This is a genomic window from Psychrosphaera algicola (assembly GCF_028401425.1).
GTDB lineage: Bacteria > Pseudomonadota > Gammaproteobacteria > Enterobacterales > Alteromonadaceae > Psychrosphaera > Psychrosphaera algicola.
The window spans coordinates 1,074,457-1,096,735 of sequence record NZ_JAQOMS010000002.1 but is presented as its reverse complement, the minus strand read 5'-3'; the positions used below and the strand labels follow the sequence as shown (position 1 = coordinate 1,096,735).

14 protein-coding genes and 9 pseudogenes are annotated in these 22,279 nt (G+C 39.7%); 17 read left to right on the top strand and 6 right to left on the bottom strand.

Annotation, left to right across the window (positions count from 1 at the left end):
• Window positions 1-24 precede the first annotated feature (24 nt).
• From PN838_RS05915 to purE, 3 genes and pseudogenes are all read right to left on the bottom strand, one after another.
• Window positions 25-378 carry a hypothetical protein gene (locus PN838_RS05915; protein ID WP_272180010.1) on the bottom strand — a complete coding sequence of 118 codons (354 nt, stop codon included), beginning with the start codon at window positions 376-378 and terminating at the stop codon, window positions 25-27.
• The gene (locus tag PN838_RS05910) at window positions 323-1,198 is read right to left on the bottom strand and encodes an ATP-grasp domain-containing protein (protein ID WP_272180009.1); all 876 of its coding nucleotides are present in this window, start codon (window positions 1,196-1,198) and stop codon (window positions 323-325) included. Before PN838_RS05910 ends, PN838_RS05915 begins: the two co-directional genes overlap by 56 nt.
• A 75-nt stretch (window positions 1,199-1,273) precedes the next feature.
• A pseudogene (purE, locus tag PN838_RS05905) lies at window positions 1,274-1,760 on the bottom strand (5-(carboxyamino)imidazole ribonucleotide mutase).
• A 268-nt stretch (window positions 1,761-2,028) separates the two neighbouring features.
• On the opposite strand from purE, the pseudogene PN838_RS05900 reads away from it, so the two are divergent.
• Window positions 2,029-4,074: pseudogene (locus tag PN838_RS05900) on the top strand (RecQ family ATP-dependent DNA helicase).
• Window positions 4,075-4,182: 108 nt separating this feature from the next.
• On the opposite strand, the gene PN838_RS05895 reads toward PN838_RS05900, so the two are convergent.
• Together PN838_RS05895 and PN838_RS05890 are read right to left on the bottom strand one after the other, a co-directional pair.
• Window positions 4,183-4,545 carry a transporter substrate-binding domain-containing protein gene (locus PN838_RS05895; RefSeq protein ID WP_272180008.1) on the bottom strand — a complete coding sequence of 121 codons (363 nt, stop codon included), beginning with the start codon at window positions 4,543-4,545 and terminating at the stop codon, window positions 4,183-4,185.
• 67 nt (window positions 4,546-4,612) lie between these two features.
• A complete protein-coding gene (locus PN838_RS05890; protein ID WP_272180007.1) occupies window positions 4,613-5,005 on the bottom strand; it encodes a hypothetical protein in 393 nt (130 codons plus the stop codon).
• Window positions 5,006-5,368: 363 nt separating this feature from the next.
• Between PN838_RS05890 and recR the strand changes: the two genes are divergently transcribed.
• The 5 genes and pseudogenes from recR (at window position 5,369) to PN838_RS05865 (ending at window position 10,294) form a co-directional block, all read left to right on the top strand.
• On the top strand, window positions 5,369-5,887 hold the full coding sequence (recR, locus tag PN838_RS05885) for a recombination mediator RecR (RefSeq protein WP_334313291.1): 519 nt from the start codon (window positions 5,369-5,371) through the stop codon (window positions 5,885-5,887).
• 144 nt (window positions 5,888-6,031) lie between these two features.
• Window positions 6,032-7,959: pseudogene (gene htpG, locus PN838_RS05880) on the top strand (molecular chaperone HtpG).
• Between the two features lie 531 nt (window positions 7,960-8,490).
• Window positions 8,491-9,135, top strand: coding sequence for an adenylate kinase (adk, locus tag PN838_RS05875; RefSeq protein WP_272180006.1), 645 nt, complete (start codon window positions 8,491-8,493; stop codon window positions 9,133-9,135).
• A 160-nt stretch (window positions 9,136-9,295) separates the two neighbouring features.
• Complete coding sequence (locus PN838_RS05870; protein ID WP_272180005.1) at window positions 9,296-9,706, top strand: DUF1993 family protein; 411 nt, start codon at window positions 9,296-9,298, stop codon at window positions 9,704-9,706.
• Window positions 9,707-9,898: 192 nt separating this feature from the next.
• Complete coding sequence (locus tag PN838_RS05865) at window positions 9,899-10,294, top strand: MAPEG family protein (RefSeq protein WP_215962242.1); 396 nt, start codon at window positions 9,899-9,901, stop codon at window positions 10,292-10,294.
• Window positions 10,295-10,497: 203 nt separating this feature from the next.
• Here PN838_RS05865 and rpsT read toward each other — a convergent pair whose 3' ends face one another.
• Window positions 10,498-10,758, bottom strand: a complete 261-nt coding sequence (gene rpsT / locus PN838_RS05860) for a 30S ribosomal protein S20 (RefSeq protein ID WP_215962241.1) — start codon at window positions 10,756-10,758, stop codon at window positions 10,498-10,500.
• 223 nt (window positions 10,759-10,981) lie between these two features.
• Here rpsT and murJ point away from each other — a divergent pair.
• The 11 genes and pseudogenes from murJ (at window position 10,982) to PN838_RS05805 (ending at window position 22,250) form a co-directional block, all read left to right on the top strand.
• Window positions 10,982-12,499 (top strand): annotated as a pseudogene (murJ, locus tag PN838_RS05855) (murein biosynthesis integral membrane protein MurJ).
• Between the two features lie 141 nt (window positions 12,500-12,640).
• Window positions 12,641-13,566: pseudogene (ribF, locus tag PN838_RS05850) on the top strand (bifunctional riboflavin kinase/FAD synthetase).
• A gap of 43 nt (window positions 13,567-13,609) precedes the next feature.
• Window positions 13,610-16,441 (top strand): annotated as a pseudogene (gene ileS, locus PN838_RS05845) (isoleucine--tRNA ligase).
• Window positions 16,441-16,920 (top strand): annotated as a pseudogene (gene lspA, locus PN838_RS05840) (signal peptidase II); the annotation flags it as partial. The pseudogenes ileS and lspA, both read left to right, overlap by 1 nt.
• Before the next feature lie 51 nt (window positions 16,921-16,971).
• A pseudogene (gene fkpB / locus PN838_RS05835) lies at window positions 16,972-17,416 on the top strand (FKBP-type peptidyl-prolyl cis-trans isomerase).
• Window positions 17,417-17,425: 9 nt separating this feature from the next.
• Window positions 17,426-18,354: pseudogene (gene ispH, locus PN838_RS05830) on the top strand (4-hydroxy-3-methylbut-2-enyl diphosphate reductase).
• Between the two features lie 90 nt (window positions 18,355-18,444).
• Window positions 18,445-19,140: a type IV pilus modification protein PilV gene (gene pilV / locus PN838_RS05825; RefSeq protein ID WP_215962235.1), complete on the top strand. Its 696-nt coding sequence runs from the start codon at window positions 18,445-18,447 to the stop codon at window positions 19,138-19,140.
• Window positions 19,137-19,508, top strand: a complete 372-nt coding sequence (locus PN838_RS05820; protein ID WP_272180004.1) for a PilW family protein — start codon at window positions 19,137-19,139, stop codon at window positions 19,506-19,508. The genes pilV and PN838_RS05820 overlap by 4 nt, the downstream gene beginning before the upstream one ends.
• Window positions 19,499-20,002 (top strand): PilW family protein, encoded by a 504-nt coding sequence (locus PN838_RS05815; protein ID WP_272180003.1) that lies wholly within the window; start codon window positions 19,499-19,501, stop codon window positions 20,000-20,002. Before PN838_RS05820 ends, PN838_RS05815 begins: the two co-directional genes overlap by 10 nt.
• A gap of 2 nt (window positions 20,003-20,004) precedes the next feature.
• On the top strand, window positions 20,005-20,649 hold the full coding sequence (locus tag PN838_RS05810) for a pilus assembly PilX family protein (protein ID WP_215962234.1): 645 nt from the start codon (window positions 20,005-20,007) through the stop codon (window positions 20,647-20,649).
• A gap of 2 nt (window positions 20,650-20,651) precedes the next feature.
• Window positions 20,652-22,250, top strand: a complete 1,599-nt coding sequence (locus PN838_RS05805; RefSeq protein WP_272180002.1) for a vWA domain-containing protein — start codon at window positions 20,652-20,654, stop codon at window positions 22,248-22,250.
• Window positions 22,251-22,279 lie beyond the last annotated feature (29 nt).

Here is a 22,279-nt window from a genome sequence, read left to right as displayed (position 1 = left end):
CGATCTGTTCACCCAATTTGCTTTTTAGTCGACAACCTTTGCTAAATTTTTAGCGAGAGATTCAGGCAATTGGCTTTTTACCTGTTTCAAAGTTGTTTGTAACTCAGTAACTGTATTAGCCACAACATTGATGTGACCCATTTTACGTTTTGCACGAACTGATTTGTCGTACCAATGTAAGTGGGTGTTTTCGATGGCCTGTAGCGTTTTACTTGGTTTTGCTTCACCAACATAATTGACCATAGCCACCTGTTTGTCGGTTGTTGTGCCTGTCACAGTTAAACCTGCAACCGCTCGAATGTGGTTTTCAAACTGGCTTACCTTAGCAACCTTGTTGTGTCCAGTGACCTGAATTATGCACTCTTGGGGCAATTTCATTTACCAATAATGTATCACCAACTTGGAATAACTCGATGGCTAGCACGCCAACATAATTTAATTCATTGGCGATGCTTTGATGAATTTGTTGAGCTTTGTTTTGCAATTCGTCACTGTTATTTGGCGCAGGCGCTAATGACAAAACAAGTTGACCATCACCGTGATGATTCTCGGTCAAAGGATAATAGTGATGTTTACCTTTGATGTCGGTAATACCTAGTAATGAGATTTCTCTTTCAAATTCAATGCATTGCTCTGCGATAAGTGGCATGTGGCCAAAATCAAAAGTGCTCAGCTCGTTGCTTATCGATGCAAAATCACGTTCTGAAAATATACGCCATTGACCATATCCATCATAACCGTCACGGCTCGTTTTTAAGATGACTTTTGGACCTAATGTTTTATAGGCTTCAGTTAAATCATCTACCGAGTGGATAATACGGTGTGTGCAGTTTGGTATCGAAAGTGAGCTTAATAGTTGCTTCTCGACAATTCTATCAGCACCGGCAGCAATAGAATTTGCCCCTGGACGTAATTTTCCGGTTGCCTGCGCAGTCGCCAACAATTCTTTAGGTAGGTGTTCAAATTCTGACGTGATTGCAATGCAGTGAGCAAAAGCCGTTTCAACATCAACTGCTAATACCGTTTTGTCGACAGGATTAACACAACATAACCTGTCTGCGTCTACAGCAATAATATTAATGCCTAGCTGACTTGCGGCTAAATACATCATGCGAGCAAGTTGCCCGTGACCTAATACGACAACGAGGTCGTTACCATTATTTAAATAATCTGCATTGCCTGAAAATTTATGGGTCATTGTTGTGTCGCTTTAATTTAAAAGGATCTAATTATAGGTGGAGACGCGAGCCACCACCTGATAGGTAAACTCGAATTAAAAGTCGAGTTTGTGGTTTTCTAATACATCTTTAGTTTGCGCAATGCGGAACGCTTTTACTTTTTCCGTAACTGCAGGGTCATTTAAACCAATGATTTGCGCTGCTAATAAACCCGCGTTCCCGGCACCGGCTTCACCAATAGCTAACGTGCCTACTGCAACACCTTTTGGCATTTGCACGATTGAATAGAGTGAGTCGACACCACTTAATTTACTCGACTTAACCGGGACACCTAACACTGGGATGTGTGTGAACGCGGCAATCATGCTAAGGTAAATGAGCAGCACCACCCGCACCAGCTATAATGACTTGGTAACCTTTTTCTTCGGCAGTTTCTGCAAATTCTTGTAATAAGTGCGGAGTACGGTGTGCAGACACTACTTGGGCATGGTATTCAATGCCAAATTGGTCAAGCATTTCTGCTGCATGTTTCATCGTTGGTCCATCTGATTGTGAACCCATAACAATTGCTACTCGTTTCATTTCATCCGCCGTATTTACGTAAATGGAATAAATGCTTAGTCAGCATTTATTAACATTATTTGCTTCGATTATTTTCATTAGAGGTAGGTTAGTAATACCGCTAATAACTAAAGCCGCGCATTCTACCAAAATCAAAGAATAGGATCATCTTTGATTTTCGTAAATAGTCGATTGTTTGTTCTATTCTAATAAAACTGTACCTAATCAATCGTGAAATTTATTGTCAACAGGTTATACTGTCTAAAAATACAGTGATAAAGTGGTTAGTATGCAGGCGCAATTAAAACAATATTTTGGATTTGAATCTTTTCGAAAAGGGCAGGAAGAAACCGTTAAATCGGTACTTAGTGGCCGCTCTGCAGCTGCTATATTTCCTACTGGATCCGGTAAGTCACTTTGTTATCAATTACCGGCACTAATGTTACCTAATTTAACCTTAGTGGTTTCACCGCTGGTGGCATTAATGAAGGATCAATTGTCATTCTTACAATCTAAACATATCCCCGCCGCCGCATTAGACTCAAGTTTAACTTTTAATGAAACTAAGGCTATTTGGGCCGACCTGCGTGCTGGAAAAACAAAAGTATTAATGGTGGCGGTAGAGCGTTTTAAAAATGAACGTTTTAGGCAATCCATTAAAAACATTCCTATTTCGTTACTTGTAATAGACGAAGCTCATTGTATTTCGGAATGGGGTCATAATTTTAGACCTGACTATTTGAAGTTACCATCTTACCAAGCTGAGTTTGGCATTACTCAAACGTTACTGCTCACCGCAACGGCCACTCCCGTTGTAATAGAAGACATGGCAAATAAATTTAATATCGCACCACAGGACATACAAACAACGGGTTTTTATCGGCCAAATTTGCATCTTAATATTAAAGCCATGCCCGAAGCGCAAAAGTACGATTTTATTGTTGATTATTTATCTAAATCCGCACGATTTAAGCCAATAGCGAATCAATATCGTGAGGCTGACGCCAATAATTCAGCCGCCAATAACGTAATGGGTGCACAGGGCTCTCATGCGTGTCCGACAATTATTTATGTTACTTTGCAGAAAAACGCGGAAGATTTAGCATTCAAATTAAAACACGATGGTTTTAACGCTATTGCATATCATGCCGGTTTAGCCAGTGACTTACGAAGCACTATTCAAAATGCATTTATGGACGATAAAGTCGATATTATCGTCGCGACCATTGCATTTGGAATGGGGGTGGATAAATCGAATATTCGAAATGTTATCCATTTTGATTTACCTAAATCAATTGAAAACTATTCTCAGGAAATTGGTCGTGCCGGGCGCGACGGTAACGTCTCTGATTGTTTAACTATAGTAAACAAAGAACGTTTGAATGTATTAGAAAATTTTGTATATGGCGATACACCTGAACTGCAGGATATTCACTTTGTGCTGCAAGACATACAAAGCCAATCTAACACGGAACCGTTAAACGAGTGGCATGTGCAGCTTTATCGATTGTCCTAGGAGTGTAATATTCGTCAATTGAGTTTAAAGACGCTTATGGTTTACCTTGAAATGCGCGGCATTATTAAGCCGAAGTACAGTTATTTTGCGGAGTATCGTTTTAAATTGCTGGTGACAATGGATGTCATTGAAGCTGCGTTTAATGGCGAACGTCTTGAATTTGTACGCGCTATTTTTGACGCGTCAGACAAGAAAAAATCTGGTGGCAACTTAACTTTGATAATATTTTTGAACAATACAATCACAATGGTAACGGAGCTCAACGAGGCCGAGTGATAACGGCATTGGAGTATTTTTCAGATAAAGGTTGGGTTGAGCTCGAAGCAAAACAAATGACAGAAGTGTTCGATGTTTCTGATAACACGTTTTTGTCGCCAAAGTCGCAAAAGAACTCACCGATACCTTTGTACAAAAGCAGGATGTCGAAGTGGCTCGGATCCACAACATGTTGAAGTTATTTGAACGTCCACAATGTTTGAGTAATCAATTGTCGTTATATTTTGGTGATAAAGCAGCGCCAAGTCATTGTGGTCATTGCAGTGTATGTCATGGAAACACTGTGCATTATCCTCAATGTTCAACCCCGGATTTACCTTCTAGTGAAACATTAAAAGAATTGAGTAAACCATTTTTAACAAGCTACTATAAGCAGATCAATTTAAGTTACCGTCGGCGGAACTTCTGACTAAATTTTTGTGTGGCATTAGCGTGCCTTTATTCACTCGGCTTAAAGCTAGAAAAATAGACAACTTTGCACGGTTGGAAAATAATTCGTTTTCGGAAATATTGTCGATTTCAAGACTCATTTTGTCTGACTAAAGCGGTGTTAGTAACCAAATAGCGTTATGGTAATTACCGACGTGTTGTTTGATAAGATTAGATGTGTGTTTTAGGTGTGAGATTTAACAGTTGGTTTAGCGTTGTTGATTAGAAAAGGGTCAGTTCTGAATCATCTAATGGGAATTTTGTAGACTCTGTATATTTAGACAAAGGAAATGCCGATTTAGTGAGGGGATGATTCTGCATAAATTGCAAAAATCTTCCACTATCGATCATGGCTTTTAATCCCGATTGAACTTGTTGCGCTAATTCTGGATTTGAACTTTTTACGTAGAAATACATTTTTTGATCATAATGAAATAAAACTTTGGTACTAAATGTAAGGTTTGGGTACATTTCTTTTACTTTTAACAACTCGCCTTCACCTTCGAAGATGCTGAGCGGTAAAAAGTCGCAACGCCCTAAACTGACCATCTTCATCATAGAATCAAAGTTAATAACGTGGATCACGTTTATCCCAACGGCTTCTAGTTTGTTGGCATCCGGCCAGTGGTGACCTTGGCATGCAATGTATTTTTTAATTGGACGATATGTTTTGTTTGGTTGAAGGCATTAAGGAAGTCTTTTTTATAATAGAGCCTCGGATCCCTAATCCACCTAAAAACAACGGAACTGGAATTTTAAGCAACATTTTATCACGTTCAATGCTTTGACCTGTCCACAAAATGTCGTACAAGTCGGTATCTCGCAGCAGCTGCAACGCCCTTGCTTCACCTTGGTGGTCGATGATTTTTAATGTGTCACTGTGTCCTGATTCGGCAAGTGCCAATTTCAATAGGCTGATAAAATAATCATGACTTGCGTCATGACTCGATTGTGGACCAACCGTCTTAATTTCAGCTAGCGAACTTGTCGGTAGCCAAAGTAGATTGATGATAGTAAAAAATACTGCAATTTTTTTGTTCACCATAATCTTAACAATTTGCGGTAGGTAAATTTAATTTTAATGCAGATTTCAAAAAAGCCTATTGTTAAAATAACAAACAAAATTTCGTGTTGTCATCCTTTTAAACCTGGATGAACCAACTGTTTGTATCCAAAACTAAATAATTTGAAATATTTGTTCTTAATATAGAAATACGTACTTAGCTAAAAGTTGAGTTGGGGTTAAGGAAAACACGTTGTATCATTGCGACTAATCGTCACGTTATTATTCATCAAGCTGTATACGTTTGATTTTTTGAGAGAAGTGAAATGCGGAATTCCTTATTGGATTTATTGATCGACCAGCTGCAGTGTTTACCTTGGCGTTGGTAATAAAACGGCCCAAAGAATGGCTTATCATCTTTTACAACGTAAAAGACAGGCCGGTGCCGATTTAGCCCAAACGTTAGCGAAAGCAATGGTTGATATTGGTCAATGTCAGTCATGTCGCGATTATACGGAGCATGATATATGCGAGCTCTGTAATAATCCCAAACGACTAGAAGCAGAATCAATTTGTGTTGTTGAAACAGCAGCGAACTTGTTAGCCGTAGAGCAAAGTGGTCAATATTCTGGACGTTATTTTGTTTTACATGGCTGTTTATCGCCAATTGATGGGGTTGGGCCGTCAGAGTTGGGGCTATTTGAATTACAAAAACAACTTGAGACACATGGATACAAAGAAGTGATTTTGGCATTGAATCCGAGTGTTGAGGGAGAAGCAACCGCACATTTTATTGTGGATATTTGTCGTGGTCTTAATTTGCCGATAAGCCGTATCGCTCATGGGATACCGGTTGGCGGTGAACTTGAAATGGTCGACAACACAACCATTAGTCATGCTTTGATGGGACGTCAATTACTTTAATTACTGTATAGAATATCAACATTAACCAGCCTTTGATTTAAATTTAGGTTGGTTAAAGTTTTCCAATACCCTTGAATTATCTCCTTTTGTACCTATTTACACTCCAGTTAATTTTATTTGTACAAGCAAACAGGAGACTTGACCATGTCGGAAGCGGCCACTCAAGGTAAACAAACCCACGGTTTTCAAACCGAAGTAAAACAACTATTACAACTGATGATCCACTCTTTATATTCAAATAAAGAGATCTTCTTACGTGAACTTATTTCAAACGCGGCGGATGCATCTGACAAACTTCGTTTTGCAGCACTTTCAAATAACGCGTTGTATGAAAATGACGGTGAATTGAAAATTCGCGTATCTTTTGATGAAGAAAAGAACACGGTAACGATAGAAGATAACGGCATTGGTATGAATGCTGACGATGCGACAGAGCATTTAGGTACGATTGCTAAATCTGGCACCGCAGACTTCTTCAAAAACCTGACTGGTGACCAAGCGAAAGATTCACAATTGATTGGTCAATTTGGTGTTGGTTTCTACTCTGCATTTATCGTAGCTAAAAAAGTTGTTGTACGTTCTCGTAAAGCTGGTGACGATGTATCTCAAGGGGTTGAATGGACAAGTGAAGGCGAAGGCGATTATACAATTGAACAAATTGAAAAATCGACTCGCGGTACTGAAATTACGCTTTTCCTAAGCGACGAAGAAAAAGAATTTGCTAGCGACTTTAAACTTCGTTCTATCATTAAAAAATACTCTGATCATATCGCAACACCGGTTGAGATGTGGAAAGAAGGTACGCCTGAATCTGAAGGTGAAGATGGCGAAAAAATTGAAGCGGTTGAGGGTGAATGGGAAGTTATCAACAAAGCGGATGCGCTTTGGACTCGCGATAAATCAGAGCTTGAAGACGCTGAGTATCAAGAGTTTTACAAACATATCAGTCATGACTTTGAAGACCCGCTAACGTGGGCTCATAATAAAGTTGAAGGTAAGAGCGAATATACTTCATTACTTTATATTCCTAAAAAAGCCCCATTCGATTTGTGGAATCGTGATAAACAACGTGGTCTTAAATTATACGTTCAACGTGTATTTATCATGGATGACGCTGAGCAGTTTATGCCAACGTACTTACGTTTTGTAAAGGGTCTAGTTGACTCAAATGATTTGCCATTAAACGTATCGCGCGAAATTTTACAAGACAACAAAGTTACCCAGACGTTACGTAAGGGTTGTACTACTCGCGTTTTGAAAATGTTAGATCGCATGGGTAAAAATGATAAAGAAAATTATCAAATGTTTTGGGATGAATTTGGTCAGGTTCTGAAAGAAGGTCCGGCTGAGGATATGGGGAACAAAGAAGCAATCGCCAAATTATTGCGTTTTGCATCTACTCATAATGAAGATGGGACTCAAAGTGTTTCTTTCCCAGAATACCTTGAGCGTGCAAAAGAAGGCCAAGACAAGATTTATTACTTAGTTGCGGACACATACGAAGCAGCTGCGAATAACCCAGCACTTGAAATATTCCGTAAGAAAGGCATTGAAGTTGTACTTATGTATGACCGCATTGACGAGTGGTTGATGTCTCACTTAACTGAATTTGATGGTAAACAGCTTGTTTCAGTCACTCGCGGTGATCTTGATTTAGGTGACTTAGAAGACGAAGAAGCGAAAAAGCGCAGGAAGATGCAGATAAAGAATTTGCGACTTCAATTGAGCGTTTCCAAGGCGTTATCAGCGACCGAGTTAAAGAAGTTAAGGTTTCACATCGCTTAACAGATTCACCGGCGTGTATCGTTACAGGGAACTCAGATATGAGCCCTCAAATGATTGATTTGATGAAACAAATGGGACAGCCTGTGCCAGACGTTAAACCAGTATTTGAAGTGAATATGGAACACGAATTAGTGAAACATATTGACCAAGTGCAGGATGAAGCGCAGTTTAAGCAGTGGGTTGAAGTGTTATTAGACCAAGCAACACTTGCAGAGCGTGGCACTATTAGTGACCCAAGTACTTTTGTAAAACGAATGAATAGCCTAATGTTGTCATTAACTAAATAATGCCAATATTAAATTAGGGAAGGGAGCTTAGGCTCCCTTTTTTATTGCAACTTTGGTATTTAAAGCAACAACACGTAAAGGCATTTTAGAGCAAAACCTATTTCGAATGACGGATTTCTATTAGATTTTTGACTGGTTGAAATTTTGGTAAGAAACCTATTTATTTTTCATATTTAAACGTAAACAAGATCTATGTTTTTCACGATTATTACCAAACTGTTAAATCCTAAAACTATTTCATTATAAATTGAGTCACTGTGCTTTTGTGTGAAAAAGTTAGACGGATAGCGTCAATTTAAATTGCCATACAGAGACAGGGAACCGTGAATATTACTAACGCCTAGCGTCAAATTTATTTACTCATGCTTTATAGCTCAAGGTTTAAAGACCGTTCGAAAAAATATAATCAATGGCTTAATATTCATTCGACTTTGGTCTAAACCCATAGGGGGGTGGGTTGTTATCGGTTTTGGAATATGACAATATGCGCGCAATATAAAAGTTTCTTAATTTTATCTGAGGTTAAATTCCATGCGGATTATTCTGTTAGGCGCACCGGGCGCTGGTAAGGGGACACAAGCACAATTCTTAATGAATAAATATGGTATCCCGCAAATTTCTACGGGTGACATGTTGCGTGCTGCAATAAAAGAAGGCACTGAGTTGGGGCTTGAAGCTAAAAAAGTAATGGATGCGGGACAGCTAGTGTCTGACGATCTTATTATTGGATTAGTTAAAGAGCGCATTTCAAAAGCCGATTGTGAAAATGGTTTTTTGTTAGATGGTTTCCCTCGTACTATTCCGCAAGCCGATGCAATGAAAGAAAACGGCGTAGCTGTTGATTATTGTCTTGAGTTTGATGTACCAGATGAGGTTATCGTTAACCGTATGAGTGGTCGTCGAGTTCATCCTAGTTCTGGCCGTGTATACCACTTGGTATATAACCCGCCAAAAGTCGAAGGTAAAGATAACGAAACTGGTGATGATTTAGTCATCCGCCCTGACGATGAAGTTGAAACCGTACGTAAGCGCTTAGGTGTTTATCATGAGCAAACTCAACCGTTAGTAGCGTATTACAAAGCAGAAGCAGACGCTGGAAACACTAAGTTTGCGACAATCGACGGGACACAAGACGTTGATGCGGTAAGCGCTGAGTTAGCTAACATCCTTGGTTAATAACACTGTTGTTTAATATGAAAAGCCTGCATTTTATGCGGGCTTTTTGATGGTAAATATTTAATAATGTAGCTTTGCAGGAATTGTATATGGACGTTAAATCGATATTAATTAATGTATTGGTGAATCTAAAATCTGTTGTTTCTAAGATACCTGCCCCTTGTTTGAACAATCACTTGCCCCTGACATGGCGCCTTTAGGTGCACAAGTTCAAATTGCAGCTAATTTTACTTTACGTGGTATGTTGCCTTTAGTCGGTAAACCGGTTGCCGATTTAGCTCTAAACGGAATAGGAAAACAAATGTGCTTTGAAAAAATTGACCATTGCATGTTGGCCTTGTCCGTTGAGGAGTTACCGCTAGGTTGGGAGTTACAGAGTGATATTTCAGAAAAAGCAGGTTTTTCCGAAATTTCATTACCGCCATTAGATTTTGTTCTCAAATATATCCTACCAAATTGTTACTTCCATTCGAGTATGGCTTATGCAATTGCCCGCAGTCATGGTGTTGCTTTGAGTAAAGGTGATTTTGACGGACTACATAGCTACCCAGTTGGCTTTAGTTTTTATTAACTATTTCAACTGGAGCGATTCAGTGACAAATTTAGTGGTTAGCTAAATTGTTTCTTGTCGTAGTAGAGAGGCGATATAGAGATTAATCAGATATGATAAGAAAGTTGGAATGTATTTGTTTATAGATTCCAACAATAACGTTATTCGTTTATCTTAGATCATCAATTTTTAAATAACTAATTTGGACATTTTATGCAGTTGGAGCTTATTCAATTTACATCGTTTTACGCGGGATTACTGGCATTTGTGTACGTAGTGCTGTCATTTCGGATCATTTTAATGCGACGTAAATACCAAGTGGGTATTGGTCATGGCAAGCAAAATGAACTTCATCGTGCTATTCGAGTACACGGCAACTTTGCGGAATATGTGCCATTAGCACTGTTATTAATGTTGCTACTTGAATTAAATCAAACTGAAAGTTGGCTAATGCACTTATTGGGATTAAGTTTGCTAATTGGTCGCTTGTTTCATGCGCTGGGGTTAGGTAAAAGTGCAGGGACTTCGGTTCCACGTTTTGTCGGCGGGATCCTGACATATACTATGATGTTAGTAGCGGCTGGCTTAAACATAGCGATGGTTTATTGAATTGTAATTGATTGCATTGTTGTAAAAACGCGGACAGGTTACAGTGATAAATCATTTTTCTGAAAAGGGTTTATCACCTATCGTGACGGATTAACGGCGCTTTTAAACATTGATTGGCTGAATTACAGACACAAAAAATCCGGAGTGGCGAACCATTCCGGATTTTTAAAATTCACAAAATTGCGAAAATTAAAAGTCTTTATTTAAAGAGCTTTAATTTGAGCATTAAAGCGGCTCTTATGACGAGCAGCTTTGTTTTTGTGAATAAGACCTTTAGTTGCATAACGATCTAAAACTGGAACTAAAGCTGTGAATGCTTCAACTGCAGTTTCTTTCTGACCAGCTTCAATAGCTGCAACAACTCTTTTCATGTACGTACGCATCATAGAACGACGACTCGCATTGTGTTGGCGAGACTTCTCAGAAGTTATAACACGTTTTTTAGCAGACTTAATGTTAGCCAAGACTGACTCCTAAAAATATAAATTCGATTTAACCGGTTTTTAAGGCCGCGAATTTTGCCTGTTTCTATCCCTGTTGTCAAACCCTTTTGAGTTTATTTAAACAATTCTGTCCTACAGGAAAACTATGTATAATTCACGGCGCTGTGCGATTGTAATGATTTAAATAAGAACAACAAGGATTAAGCGTTTGGCATTATTAAAATCTGGCCTCATTGTTTCATTAATGACGCTCATTTCTAGGGTATTAGGTTTAGTTCGTGATGTTGTGATTGCAACATTAGTAGGTGCAGGTGTTAATGCTGACGTTTACTTGTTTGCCAACCGGATCCCGAATTTCTTACGCCGTTTATTTGCCGAAGGGGCCTTTGCCGCAAGCATTTGTCCCCGTTTTAACAGAAGTAAAAGAACAACATGGCGATGACGAAGTTCGCGTATTAGTTGCTAAAGTCGCAGGTACCTTAGGTGTCATTGTTACTTTTATTACCCTATTCGCGGTTATCGCCTCACCGATAATCGTAATGGTATTCGGTACGGGTTGGTTTATTGACTCGTTAAATGGTGACGGTGAAAAGTTTGAAATGGCGTCGCTATTATTAAAAATCACCTTTCCTTACCTGTTTTTTATTACCTTTGTTGCACTTTCTGGCGCGGTACTTAACACCTATAATCGGTTTGCCGTAGCGGCATTTACGCCGGTCTTTTTGAACATTGCAATTATTGTTTGCGCCATATTACTAAAGGATCACGTGTCTGATCCCGCGTTTGCATTGGCAATAGGTGTCTTTTTGGCGGATTGACACAGTTTCTATTTCAGTTGCCATTTATGTACCGTTCTGGGTTGTTAGTGAAGCCGCAGTGGGGGTGGAATGATCCCTACGTTAAACGCATCAGATTGTTAATGTTGCCGGCGATATTAGGCGTCTCAGTTCATCAGTTAAATGCTTTGGTTGATACAGTCATTGCGTCCTTTTTAATCACCGGTTCAATAAGTTGGCTGTATTATGCCGACCGGTTAATTGAGTTCCCTCTTGGGTTATTTGGAATTGGGATCGCAACTGTCATTTTGCCAAGTCTATCTAGGCTGCACACAACAGGTGATCCTCAACAATTTCAGGCGACGATGGATTGGGCATTGCGCTTTGTTTTGCTTATGGCGTTTCCTGCCATGGCGGGGTTAATGGTTTTAGGCCCACTAATTATTGATGTTTTATATGTCCATGGTGAGTTTAAAGTGTTTGACGCCCAACAAGTCTATTGGGCCGTATTAGCTTATGGTTCGGGGTTACTGAGTTATATGTCAGTAAAAGTATTAGCCCCTGGGTACTTTGCCAGACAAGACACTAAAACGCCGGTTAGAATTGGTATCATTTCAATGATTGCCAACATAGTTTTTAACTTTATGTTGGCACCATTTTATGGCTATGTGGGCCTAGCGATTGCAACCGCAATGTCAGCAACGTTAAATGCTGTATTGTTATATCGTGGATTAGCTGCACAGGGCGTGTATACCATTAGCCGATATACTTTGGTTTGGGTGGTTAAATTGATTGTTGCGACCATTGTCATGTCGGTTGTTTTATATCTCCTCTACCAAATGTGGTGGCACCCTGATATGCATTTTATGACGAGCATTGGTGTCATGATGTTACTCGTTTTATGTGCTATGTTTGGTTACTTTTTAGTCTTGTTTTTTCTGGGCTTACGGATCAGACATCTAAAAAGTGACAGTCTAATTTCTTAACATCAATGGCACATTTTTGAATTATCAAAATAAAATTAGATATATTAAAAAACAATTGCTTCATTTACGTTGTCTACGCTAGTAATTACCCGTTGAATACCGTTATAATTCGTCGGTTTTTTAACTTATGAAGTGTGGGTGATGGAGTTAGTTCGGGGCTTAATTAATTTGTCAGAACATCATAAAAATTGCGTCTTAACGATTGGCAATTTTGACGGTGTCCATATCGGCCATCAATACGTCATCGACAAACTGAAAAAAGTAGCTAAGCAACACAATGTGCCTTCGGCTGTCATGATTTTTGAACCTCAGCCACAAGAAGTGTTTTTGCAGGATAAAGCCGCGGCTCGTGTACTGACGTTTAGAGAAAAATATAAAAAGCTAAAGTCTCTAGGAATCGATAGGTTGATTTGCATCCGCTTTTGCTCGACTTTTGCAGATATGACTGCTGAGCAATTTGTCGCTAACTTGTTAGTTGATAAACTGGGTGTTAAACACGTTATTGTTGGGGATGACTTCAGGTTTGGTCAAAAAAGAACAGGCGACTTTACGTTATTGAAGTCTATGGCTTCAGAACTCGGTTTTTCGGTTGATGATAGCCAAACCTTTAAATTTAGTAATAAACGTGCCAGCAGTACGGAAGTGCGTAATAGGTTGTTAGCAAGTGACTTTTCCGGCGCGTCTGAATTGTTAGGGGCGGCGTTTGGGTTTCAAGGACGAGTGATTCACGGCCAGAAGAATGGTCGTAAGTTTGGTTTTCCCACTGCAAATATTGCAGTTAAACGAGCTGTACTTCCTATCCGTGGCGTGTTTGGTGTTAAAGCGTTGCTCGGAAACAAAGAGATTTTAGGTGTTGCCAATATTGGCAATAAACCAACGTTAAATGGAATTAAACCATTATTAGAAGTTCACTTATTTGACTTCGATGAACAAATATACGGACAGAGGTTACAAATTACCCCTGTTTTTAAAATTCGAGACGAAAAAAGTTCGACTCGTTAGATGAATTAATCGCGCAAATATCGTTGGACGTTTCAACAGCCAAGCGCAAATTTTTAATAGATTAGACCCTTAAAGGTCTAATAAGCAGTAAATAATACGGAACCGATCATGAGTGACTATAAGCATACGCTTAATCTGCCTGAAACTGCATTTCCAATGCGTGGAAATTTAGCCCAACGTGAACCTCAAATGTTGAAGCTGTGGCAAGAAAAAGAGCTATATAAAAAGATCCGCGAAGCGAAAAAAGGCAAAAAGAGTTTTATTTTGCATGACGGCCCCCGTACGCAAACGGCGATATTCACTTAGGTCACTCAGTAAATAAAATCTTAAAAGACATTATTGTTAAGTCTAAAACAATGTCTGATTTAAATTCGCCTTATGTTCCTTAGTTGGGATTGCCACGGATTACCAATTGAATTAATGGTTGAAAAGAAAGTTGGTAAGTCAGGTAAAAAAGTCACAGCTGCAGAATTCCGTGAAAAATGCCGTGCTTATGCGCAACGTCAAATCGATGGGCAAATGGAAGGGTTTAAACGCTTAGGTGTTTTAGGTGATTGGAATAATCCTTATAAAACGATGGATTTCAGTTCGGAAGCTAATATTATCCGAGCATTAAGTAAAATCATCGATAATGGTCATTTGCAAAAAGGTTCAAAACCTGTGCATTGGTGTACCGATTGTGGTTCTGCATTAGCAGAAGCTGAAGTTGAGTACAAAGATAAAGCGTCACCGGCGATCGATGTTAAATTTAATGCAGTCGACACCGACGCTGTTGTTGCAATGTTTGAACACCCAGATCATCTTCAGGGTGAAGGTGACGTGTCATTTGTAATCTGGACCACAACACCTTGGACATTACCAGCAAACAGAGCTATTGCACTTGCTGCTGACGTTGAATATGTTCTTGTACAAGTTGAAGACGATGAACAAAACAAATTTAGATTGGTTGTTGCCGCTTCACTGCTTACAGATGTCATGGACCGTTGGGGCTTCACTAAATATCATGCTCTTGGTTTTGCTAAAGGTGACTCTTTAGAGAATGTTCAGGTGCAACATCCGTTCTATGATTTTCATGTTCCAGTAGTATTAGGTGATCACGTTACAACTGACGCTGGTACGGGATGTGTGCATACCGCGCCTTACCATGGTCAAGAAGATTTCACCGTGGGTTTACAATATGGACTTGAAGTTGCAAATCCAGTAGGACCGAATGGTGTTTATGTTGAAGGTACTGAATTTTTTGCAGGACAGCATGTGTTTAAGGCGAATGCCTCCGTTGTCGCAAAATTAGAAGAAACCAATACGTTATTAAAACATGTGTCATTTGAACACAGTTACCCACATTGTTGGCGTCACAAAACGCCAATTATTTTCCGCGCTACGCCGCAATGGTTTATCAGCATGGATCAAGCTGGACTGCGCGGTAAGTCAATCGAACAAATTAAACAAGTTCAGTGGTTACCAGAATGGGGTCAAGGCCGCATTGAAGGGATGGTTGAAGGCCGTCCAGACTGGTGTATCTCACGCCAAAGAACCTAGGGTGTGCCAATTCCATTATTTATCCATAATGAAACCGATGCACTTCATCCAGATAGCCCAGCGTTGATGGAAAAAGTCGCACTGGCAGTCGAAAAAGACGGTATTCAAGCATGGTGGGATCTCGACCAAGCTGAATTGTTAGGTGCAGAATCAGATCAATACCGTAAAGTACAAGATACTTTGGATGTCTGGTTTGACTCAGGTGTTACCCATCACTTTGTGGTTGATGCCCGTGAGGAATTTGAACAAGCTGCTGACTTATATTTAGAAGGTTCTGACCAACATCGTGGTTGGTTTATGTCGTCATTAATGACGTCTGTTGCGATGAATGATGTTGCACCTTATAAACAAGTATTGACCCATGGATTTACTGTCGATAAAAATGGTCACAAGATGTCTAAATCATTAGGCAATGTGGTTTCACCAAAAGATGTAACGGGTAAATACGGTGCGGACATTCTACGTTTGTGGGTAGCCTCGGCGGACTATACAGGTGAAATGACGGTATCAGACGAAATATTTAAGCGCGCCGCAGATACGTATCGCCGTGTAAGAAATACCTCTCGATTTTTACTTGCAAACTTAAATGGTTTTGACCCGAAACAAGATATTGTTGACGTGAATGAAATGGTTGCGTTGGATCGTTGGATCGTAAGTAAAGCGGCACGTTTGCAGCAAGAGATTATACAGGCTTACGATAAATATCAGTTCCATGTTGTTATGCAAAAGCTGATGAACTTCTGCTCAGTAGATTTAGGCAGTTTTTATCTTGATGTTATTAAAGACCGTCAATACACCGCTAAAGCGGATTCAACAGCTCGTCGTTCATGTCAAACCGCGCTGTATCTTATTGCCGAAGCGATGACTCGCTGGATGGCTCCTGTATTGTCGTTTACCGCTCAGGAAATCTGGGATACTTTACTAGGAGAGCGCGACGAGTTTGTCTTTACTGACGTATGGTACGATGGCATAGAACAATACTCAGCCCAAGGTGAGTTAGGTGATAAATATTGGTCAACCGTATTATCGGTTAAAGAACAAGTAAACCGTGCGCTTGAGATTGCCAAAAAAGATAAATTGTTGGGCGCATCGCTAGAGGCTGAGTTAACTTTGTATGTATCAGATGAATTATTAAATACATTACAAACACTTGAAGATGAATTGCGATTTGTCTTAATCACCTCTGTAGTGAACTTAGCACCATTAACTGACAAACCAGATACGGCATTTGAGTCAGAAATCAGCGGCTTATTTATTGGCATTAAAGCGAGCACGGAACAAAAGTGTGAGCGTTGTTGGCATCATTCAGTTACCGTTGGTATTCATCCGGAACACGCCGATTTATGTGGCCGTTGCGTTGAGAACGTGACCGGTGCGGGTGAGTTTAGGAAATTTGCTTAATGAAGTTATTAAACAAGTTTCCCGGATTACTGTTTTTGTTGTTAAGCCTTGTTGTGGTGCTTTTTGATCAAGGCACCAAAATTTGGATTATTAATAACTTAGCACTTTATCAAGATATTAATGTTCTGCCGGTTTTTGACATCACGTATGTCAGAAATCACGGAGCAGCGTTTAGCTTTTTAAGCGACGCGGGTGGTTGGCAGCGTTGGTTTTTCACTATTATAGCGATTGTTATTAGTGTTTTATTGACATTTTGGATGGCAAAAACACCTATAAAACAAAAATTGTTATTGACAGCTTATGCCCTTATTTTAGGTGGGGCTATAGGCAATGTGGCAGATCGAATGATGTATGGTTATGTCGTCGATTTTCTCCATTTTTATTATGACAGTTGGCACTTTCCTGCATTTAATATTGCAGATGTTGCGATTAGTTGCGGTGCAGCGTTGTTAATTCTTGAAGCCTTTATTGACTTTAATCAGTCAAAAAAGACGACAACAGCAAAAAATACCAAATTAGGAAGTGTAAAAATGAAAATTGAAACTGGTCATGAAGTGGTTTTCCATTTTTCAATCAAACTGTCAGATGACTCGGTTGCCGATAGTACTAAAGTAAATAACAAACCCGCTAAGTTAACAATTGGTGATGGTAACTTAACACCAGGTTTTGAAGCTTGTTTAATTGGTTTGGAAAAAGGTGACGAAAAGTCTTTTACTTTACAACCTGAAGAAGCATTTGGTGAGCCTAATCCAGACAATATTTACTATTTGGATCGAGATAAATTTGGTTCAGATATTCCTGCTGAAGTCGGAACTATTGTTGCTTTTACGCAACCAGATGGGGCCGAGTTGCTAAGGCATGATACGAGAAGTCGTAGGTCAGTCAGTTACAGTTGATTTTAATCACCCATTAGCAGGTCAGGTATTAACGTTTGATGTCGAAATATTAGACGTATTACCAACTACAACAAAATAGAGGCGAGAAATGGAAATATTATTAGCAAATCCTAGAGGCTTTTGTGCCGGTGTTGACCGTGCAATATCCATTGTAGAGCGTGCTCTTGAAATATTTCAGCCACCAATTTATGTTCGTCATGAAGTTGTACACAATAAATTTGTTGTTAATGGCCTGCGAGAGCGAGGCGCGTTATTTGTTGATGAACTACACGAAGTACCCGACGAGTCGATTGTTATTTTCTCTGCGCATGGTGTTTCTCAAGCCGTTAGAAATGAAGCAAAACAACGTGGACTTAAAGTATTTGATGCAACTTGCCCATTGGTAACTAAAGTTCATATGGAAGTCACACGAGCGTCAAGAAAAGGTACTGAGTGTATTTTAATTGGTCATGAAGGACATCCTGAAGTTGAAGGGACAATGGGGCAATATAGCAGCGATGAAGGCGGGATTTATTTAGTAGAATCACCTTCTGACGTTGCTAATTTAAATGTTAAAAATCCAGATGAGTTGTATTATTGTTCTCAAACAACGTTGTCGGTTGATGATACGGCTGATGTTATAGATGCTTTGAGAGAAAAATTTCCGAAGATAAAAGGCCCTCGTAAAGACGACATTTGTTACGCCACACAGAACAGGCAAGATGCGGTTCGTGAATTGGCACAAAAGGTAGATTTACTTTTAGTGGTTGGTGCGAAAAATAGCTCTAATTCAAATCGGTTAAGAGAATTAGCTGAGAAAGTTGGTACGCGAGCTTATCTAATCGATGATGCGTCTAATATTAATGAGACGTGGATTGATGAATGTTTAAGTATTGGTGTTACAGCTGGGGCATCGGCCCCGGAAGTGTTAGTAAAAGGTGTTATAGACAGGTTGAAGGCGTTAGGTGCAAATCACGTCTTAGAAAATCCTAGTAAAAAGAAAATATCGTTTTTGCCGTCCCTGCTGAATTGCAATAAAAAGAGTGATAGGCTAAAAACTACGCAAACAGTTAGAAAGGAACTAAACTTACTTATTGGCTTACGCCAAAGTTAAGTGGTAGTACGGATATGAAAAATAAAGTACTGAATAAAGCGACGTTTTCTGGTCAAAATGGTGTGGGATTAATTGAAATTTTAATCTCACTGTTTGTCATATCTATTGGTATTTTAGGGCTAGTTGGCCTGCAATTTACTGTGTCTACCTCTAATCAAGATGCCTACGTTAAAACGCAAGCCACCATTATTGCGGAAAGTTTGGCGGATAGGATCCGTATTAACCGCCAGTTCCAAAACCGAGACGATGAAACAGTACCAGTTCGTGACGCCACTGATAATGCCTATACCAATTTAAATAACTTTAATTTTAGAAATCTTTCTAGCTGCGACAGCAATGAGTTTGAATGTTTTTGTCGAGCGATTCCGGCCGCCGTTGTTAGTTGCCGAGATGAAGGCGCGGAAAATGCTGAGCTTTGCACCGCCGATCAATCAGCTATTTTTGATGCCTATGAAACAAGCTGCCAAGCTGCTGCCATTATGGATAATATGGAAGTTGGAGTTACTGCCATCGGCGCGGTTGCCGACGCTAGTGGCGACCCGGTCCCACCCCATTCAATGTTAACAATCTATGTCGCTTGGCCTGCCACTATATGGAAAAATCTAGACCGAGCACAAAGCCAGCTTTGCAATACTGTACTTGATTCACAGGGAATTGCGGGTGAATATGAGTGTGTGCATTTGGATCTGTTGTTAGGGGAAGGATTATGAGGCTAAAGTCCAATATTAAGGTTAGCGGTTTTACCTTAGTTGAGATGCTTATCTCAATGACATTAGGACTTATTATAACAGCTGGACTCGTTAAGGTTTACCAAAGTAATAATCAGCTACTGACCTATAATTATGCCTTGTCTAATATTCAGCAGGATGGGCGGTATATCATTTCGGCGTTAAGGCAATCATTATTACCTGTTGGTCGTTATAATGAATTTTCTGCCAACTTGGACCGCAATATAGATGTAGATATGGAAGCGACCTATATTCGGGCTCATTCCATTGTGTTAGAAGCTGATTATGATGTGGATCCGACACTTGGCTCAAAAGAGGGGCAGATGAAGCGCCTGACACATTGTTCATAAATATCATGGCAAATAGAGCATGCACAGGCTCTAATTTTGATTTTGCAGTTGATGCTGAATTTCACGTCGTAAACGAATATTACACTGAAGATAATACTCTTCGTTGCCGTGGACATGACGGTCGTTACTTGCGTGGATTAAAAGCAAATGGCGCCAATGGTCAATCTGTAACACTGATGGAAAATGTTTATGATTTTCAAGTTATGTATGGCATCAGCTTGCCTATAGGAAATACAGAAACCGGTATGGTAACGTCTTGGGTTACCGCGGCCCGACTCGCTGAATTTGTAGAAGCAGATGGGAGTATACCGGTCGTTGCTTTAAAAATTGCTGTTTTGATAAAAAATGACGATGAGATCGCACTTGGTCAAACTCGAAACTTAAAATTACTCGGACACGATGCATTTATACCAGATGATGATGGTTTGTATCGAGTTTTTGAGACGGTCATATTAATGCGTAATGCATGGAATAATGTGATCGCTGGAGGTTAATTATGAAATATCGTTTACAAAAAGGCATCGTTTTAGTTATTAGCTTAGTGCTATTAACGTCGATGACTGTTGTTGGTGTGAGTTCGGTGTCTTCAGGGGTTTTGCAAACTAAGATGGCGACAAATCAAAATACCTTATCATTAGCGTTTGATGGCGCTGATGCGGCAATTGAGGGCATTGTTCATGAAAGTTCCTCAACAAACTTGAGGGCAGGTACGATAGAAGATGTTAATGGTAACCAGTTGTTTGACGTTTTAACACAAGCGCGAAATTCAGGACAGATCACTGACGACAATCAGGTGGATTTTAACAATTTACCAACATGTGATGACATTGCTGATGCGAATTGGGCGGAGCGAAGTGTTACCGCAAATGGATTACAGGACGATACGGTGATGGAAGGGACGACTGCAATGAGAGCAAGTCCAGAAGTTTGGGCGTGGTCTAAATCTGCTTATATTGGATTAAAGAACTTAACCGACGCTAATTCAGGATTGGTTTCTAGTATTGTCGACACCGACGGTGCTAGAAATCGAACTATCTTGGAAGTTTTTGTTGTTAAAGGGTGTGGCCATGTATCTGGATCTGTTGTAAATGCTGCCAATACACTTGTCTTATCTAGGCAAACGACAGAATCAGGAGATTGATAATGCGCAAATTACGCGACCTAATTATTACAGGTTTTGTTTCATCAATCGTTTCATTTAGCGCGTTTGGTGATGACATAGAAATTTATTACGGCATTTCAGACGAAGCAGTCGAAGTAAACCCTAATGTCGTTTTCATTTTTGATACGTCGGGCTCTATGTCTGCTACAGATGGCACGAGTAGCAGCCGTATGTTTAAGTCTAAAGAAGCACTAAAGTTAGCGTTAAACAATATCTCTGGCGTGAATGTTTCGCTAATGCGTTTTAATGATGATGGCGGCCCAGTGTTGATGCCGGCGACAGACATAGATGCTATTTGGCCTAGTAATGAGGTTGTGCGGTCACTTAATGGTGATTATGATTTTGCAATATCACAAAAAAATGGCTCATTGGATACCAAATTTTCAAGAGAATATTTAATCGATAATGATCATAAACGTGCCCATGCACTGCGATTTACTGACTTTAATATTCCCCACGGTTCAACAATAAATAGTGCCCATATCACATATTTCTCAGAATATAGTTCATCTGAAGACTCCATAACAATTGCGTATTTTGGTTCGTTAGCAGATGACCCTAGTGAGTTTGTCGATGGCAGTGACTTTGATGACTTATATCTAAATAGCTCAGGGAGTGTTGATACGACCGAAAGAAAATGTAACAAAACAGGAGTTGTTTGTTGGAAGCCGGATGGTTGGCTGAATGAAGATTACCCAATGAATACACCTGATTTATCCGTCATTGTGCAAGCTATTGTAGATGATGCTGATTGGGAAAGTGGTGATCCTATACTAATTTTTGGTTTAGCGGATAGCAAAGCAAGTTCAGATCAATTTCAAGTATTTAGCCACGCGGCGGCTCGTATTTCACGAAAACAAAAATCTCCACAACTGCGAATTGTTTATACCCCACCTAATGGTTCTGAACATAAATATACAGCAAGAGATAAGTTAATAAGTTTAACAGAAGAGTTTGTTGCTGAGGGCACAACGCCAGTTGTAGATACCATGTATGAAGCTTATTTATATCTAAATGGTAAAAATGTATTTAATGGTGGGAGTCGCGGACGTTATGACAAAGTAAGAAGTTTAGCGCGTTTAAGCCATCCAGATACGTTTACCGGTTCATCAATTTCAACACCATCAAATTGTAATACTGAGCAACTCACATCATTTGAATGTCGAAATCAAGAAATTGCAGACCTTGATAAAGCAAAATACATATCGCCAATCAGCGGCGAGTTGGGGCAATGCCAAGCTAATTATTTGGTATTGTTTAGTGATGGTGAACCTAACGCAACAGACCGAGATGGCGATATAAGTAGTATTATCGGCAGTACTTGTCAAAATGAAAATTGTGCAACAGCTCTTGCAGAATATATGGCAACACCGCCAAGTGAGCGTAGCGTTTCTAATAATGACGCGCAGGTTTTTACCTATACCGTTGGCTTTGAATCGAGTGGTTTTGACGATCAATATCTAAAAGATTTAGCTGCCGCTGGTTCTGGTTCATTTTATTCTGGTAAAACTGCTAATGAATTAGCATCAGCTTTTACGTCTATTTTTGTCGAAGCGAAAAAGGTTCAAGCACGTTTGTAGCACTACAGGTATATCGGTAAATCAGTTTA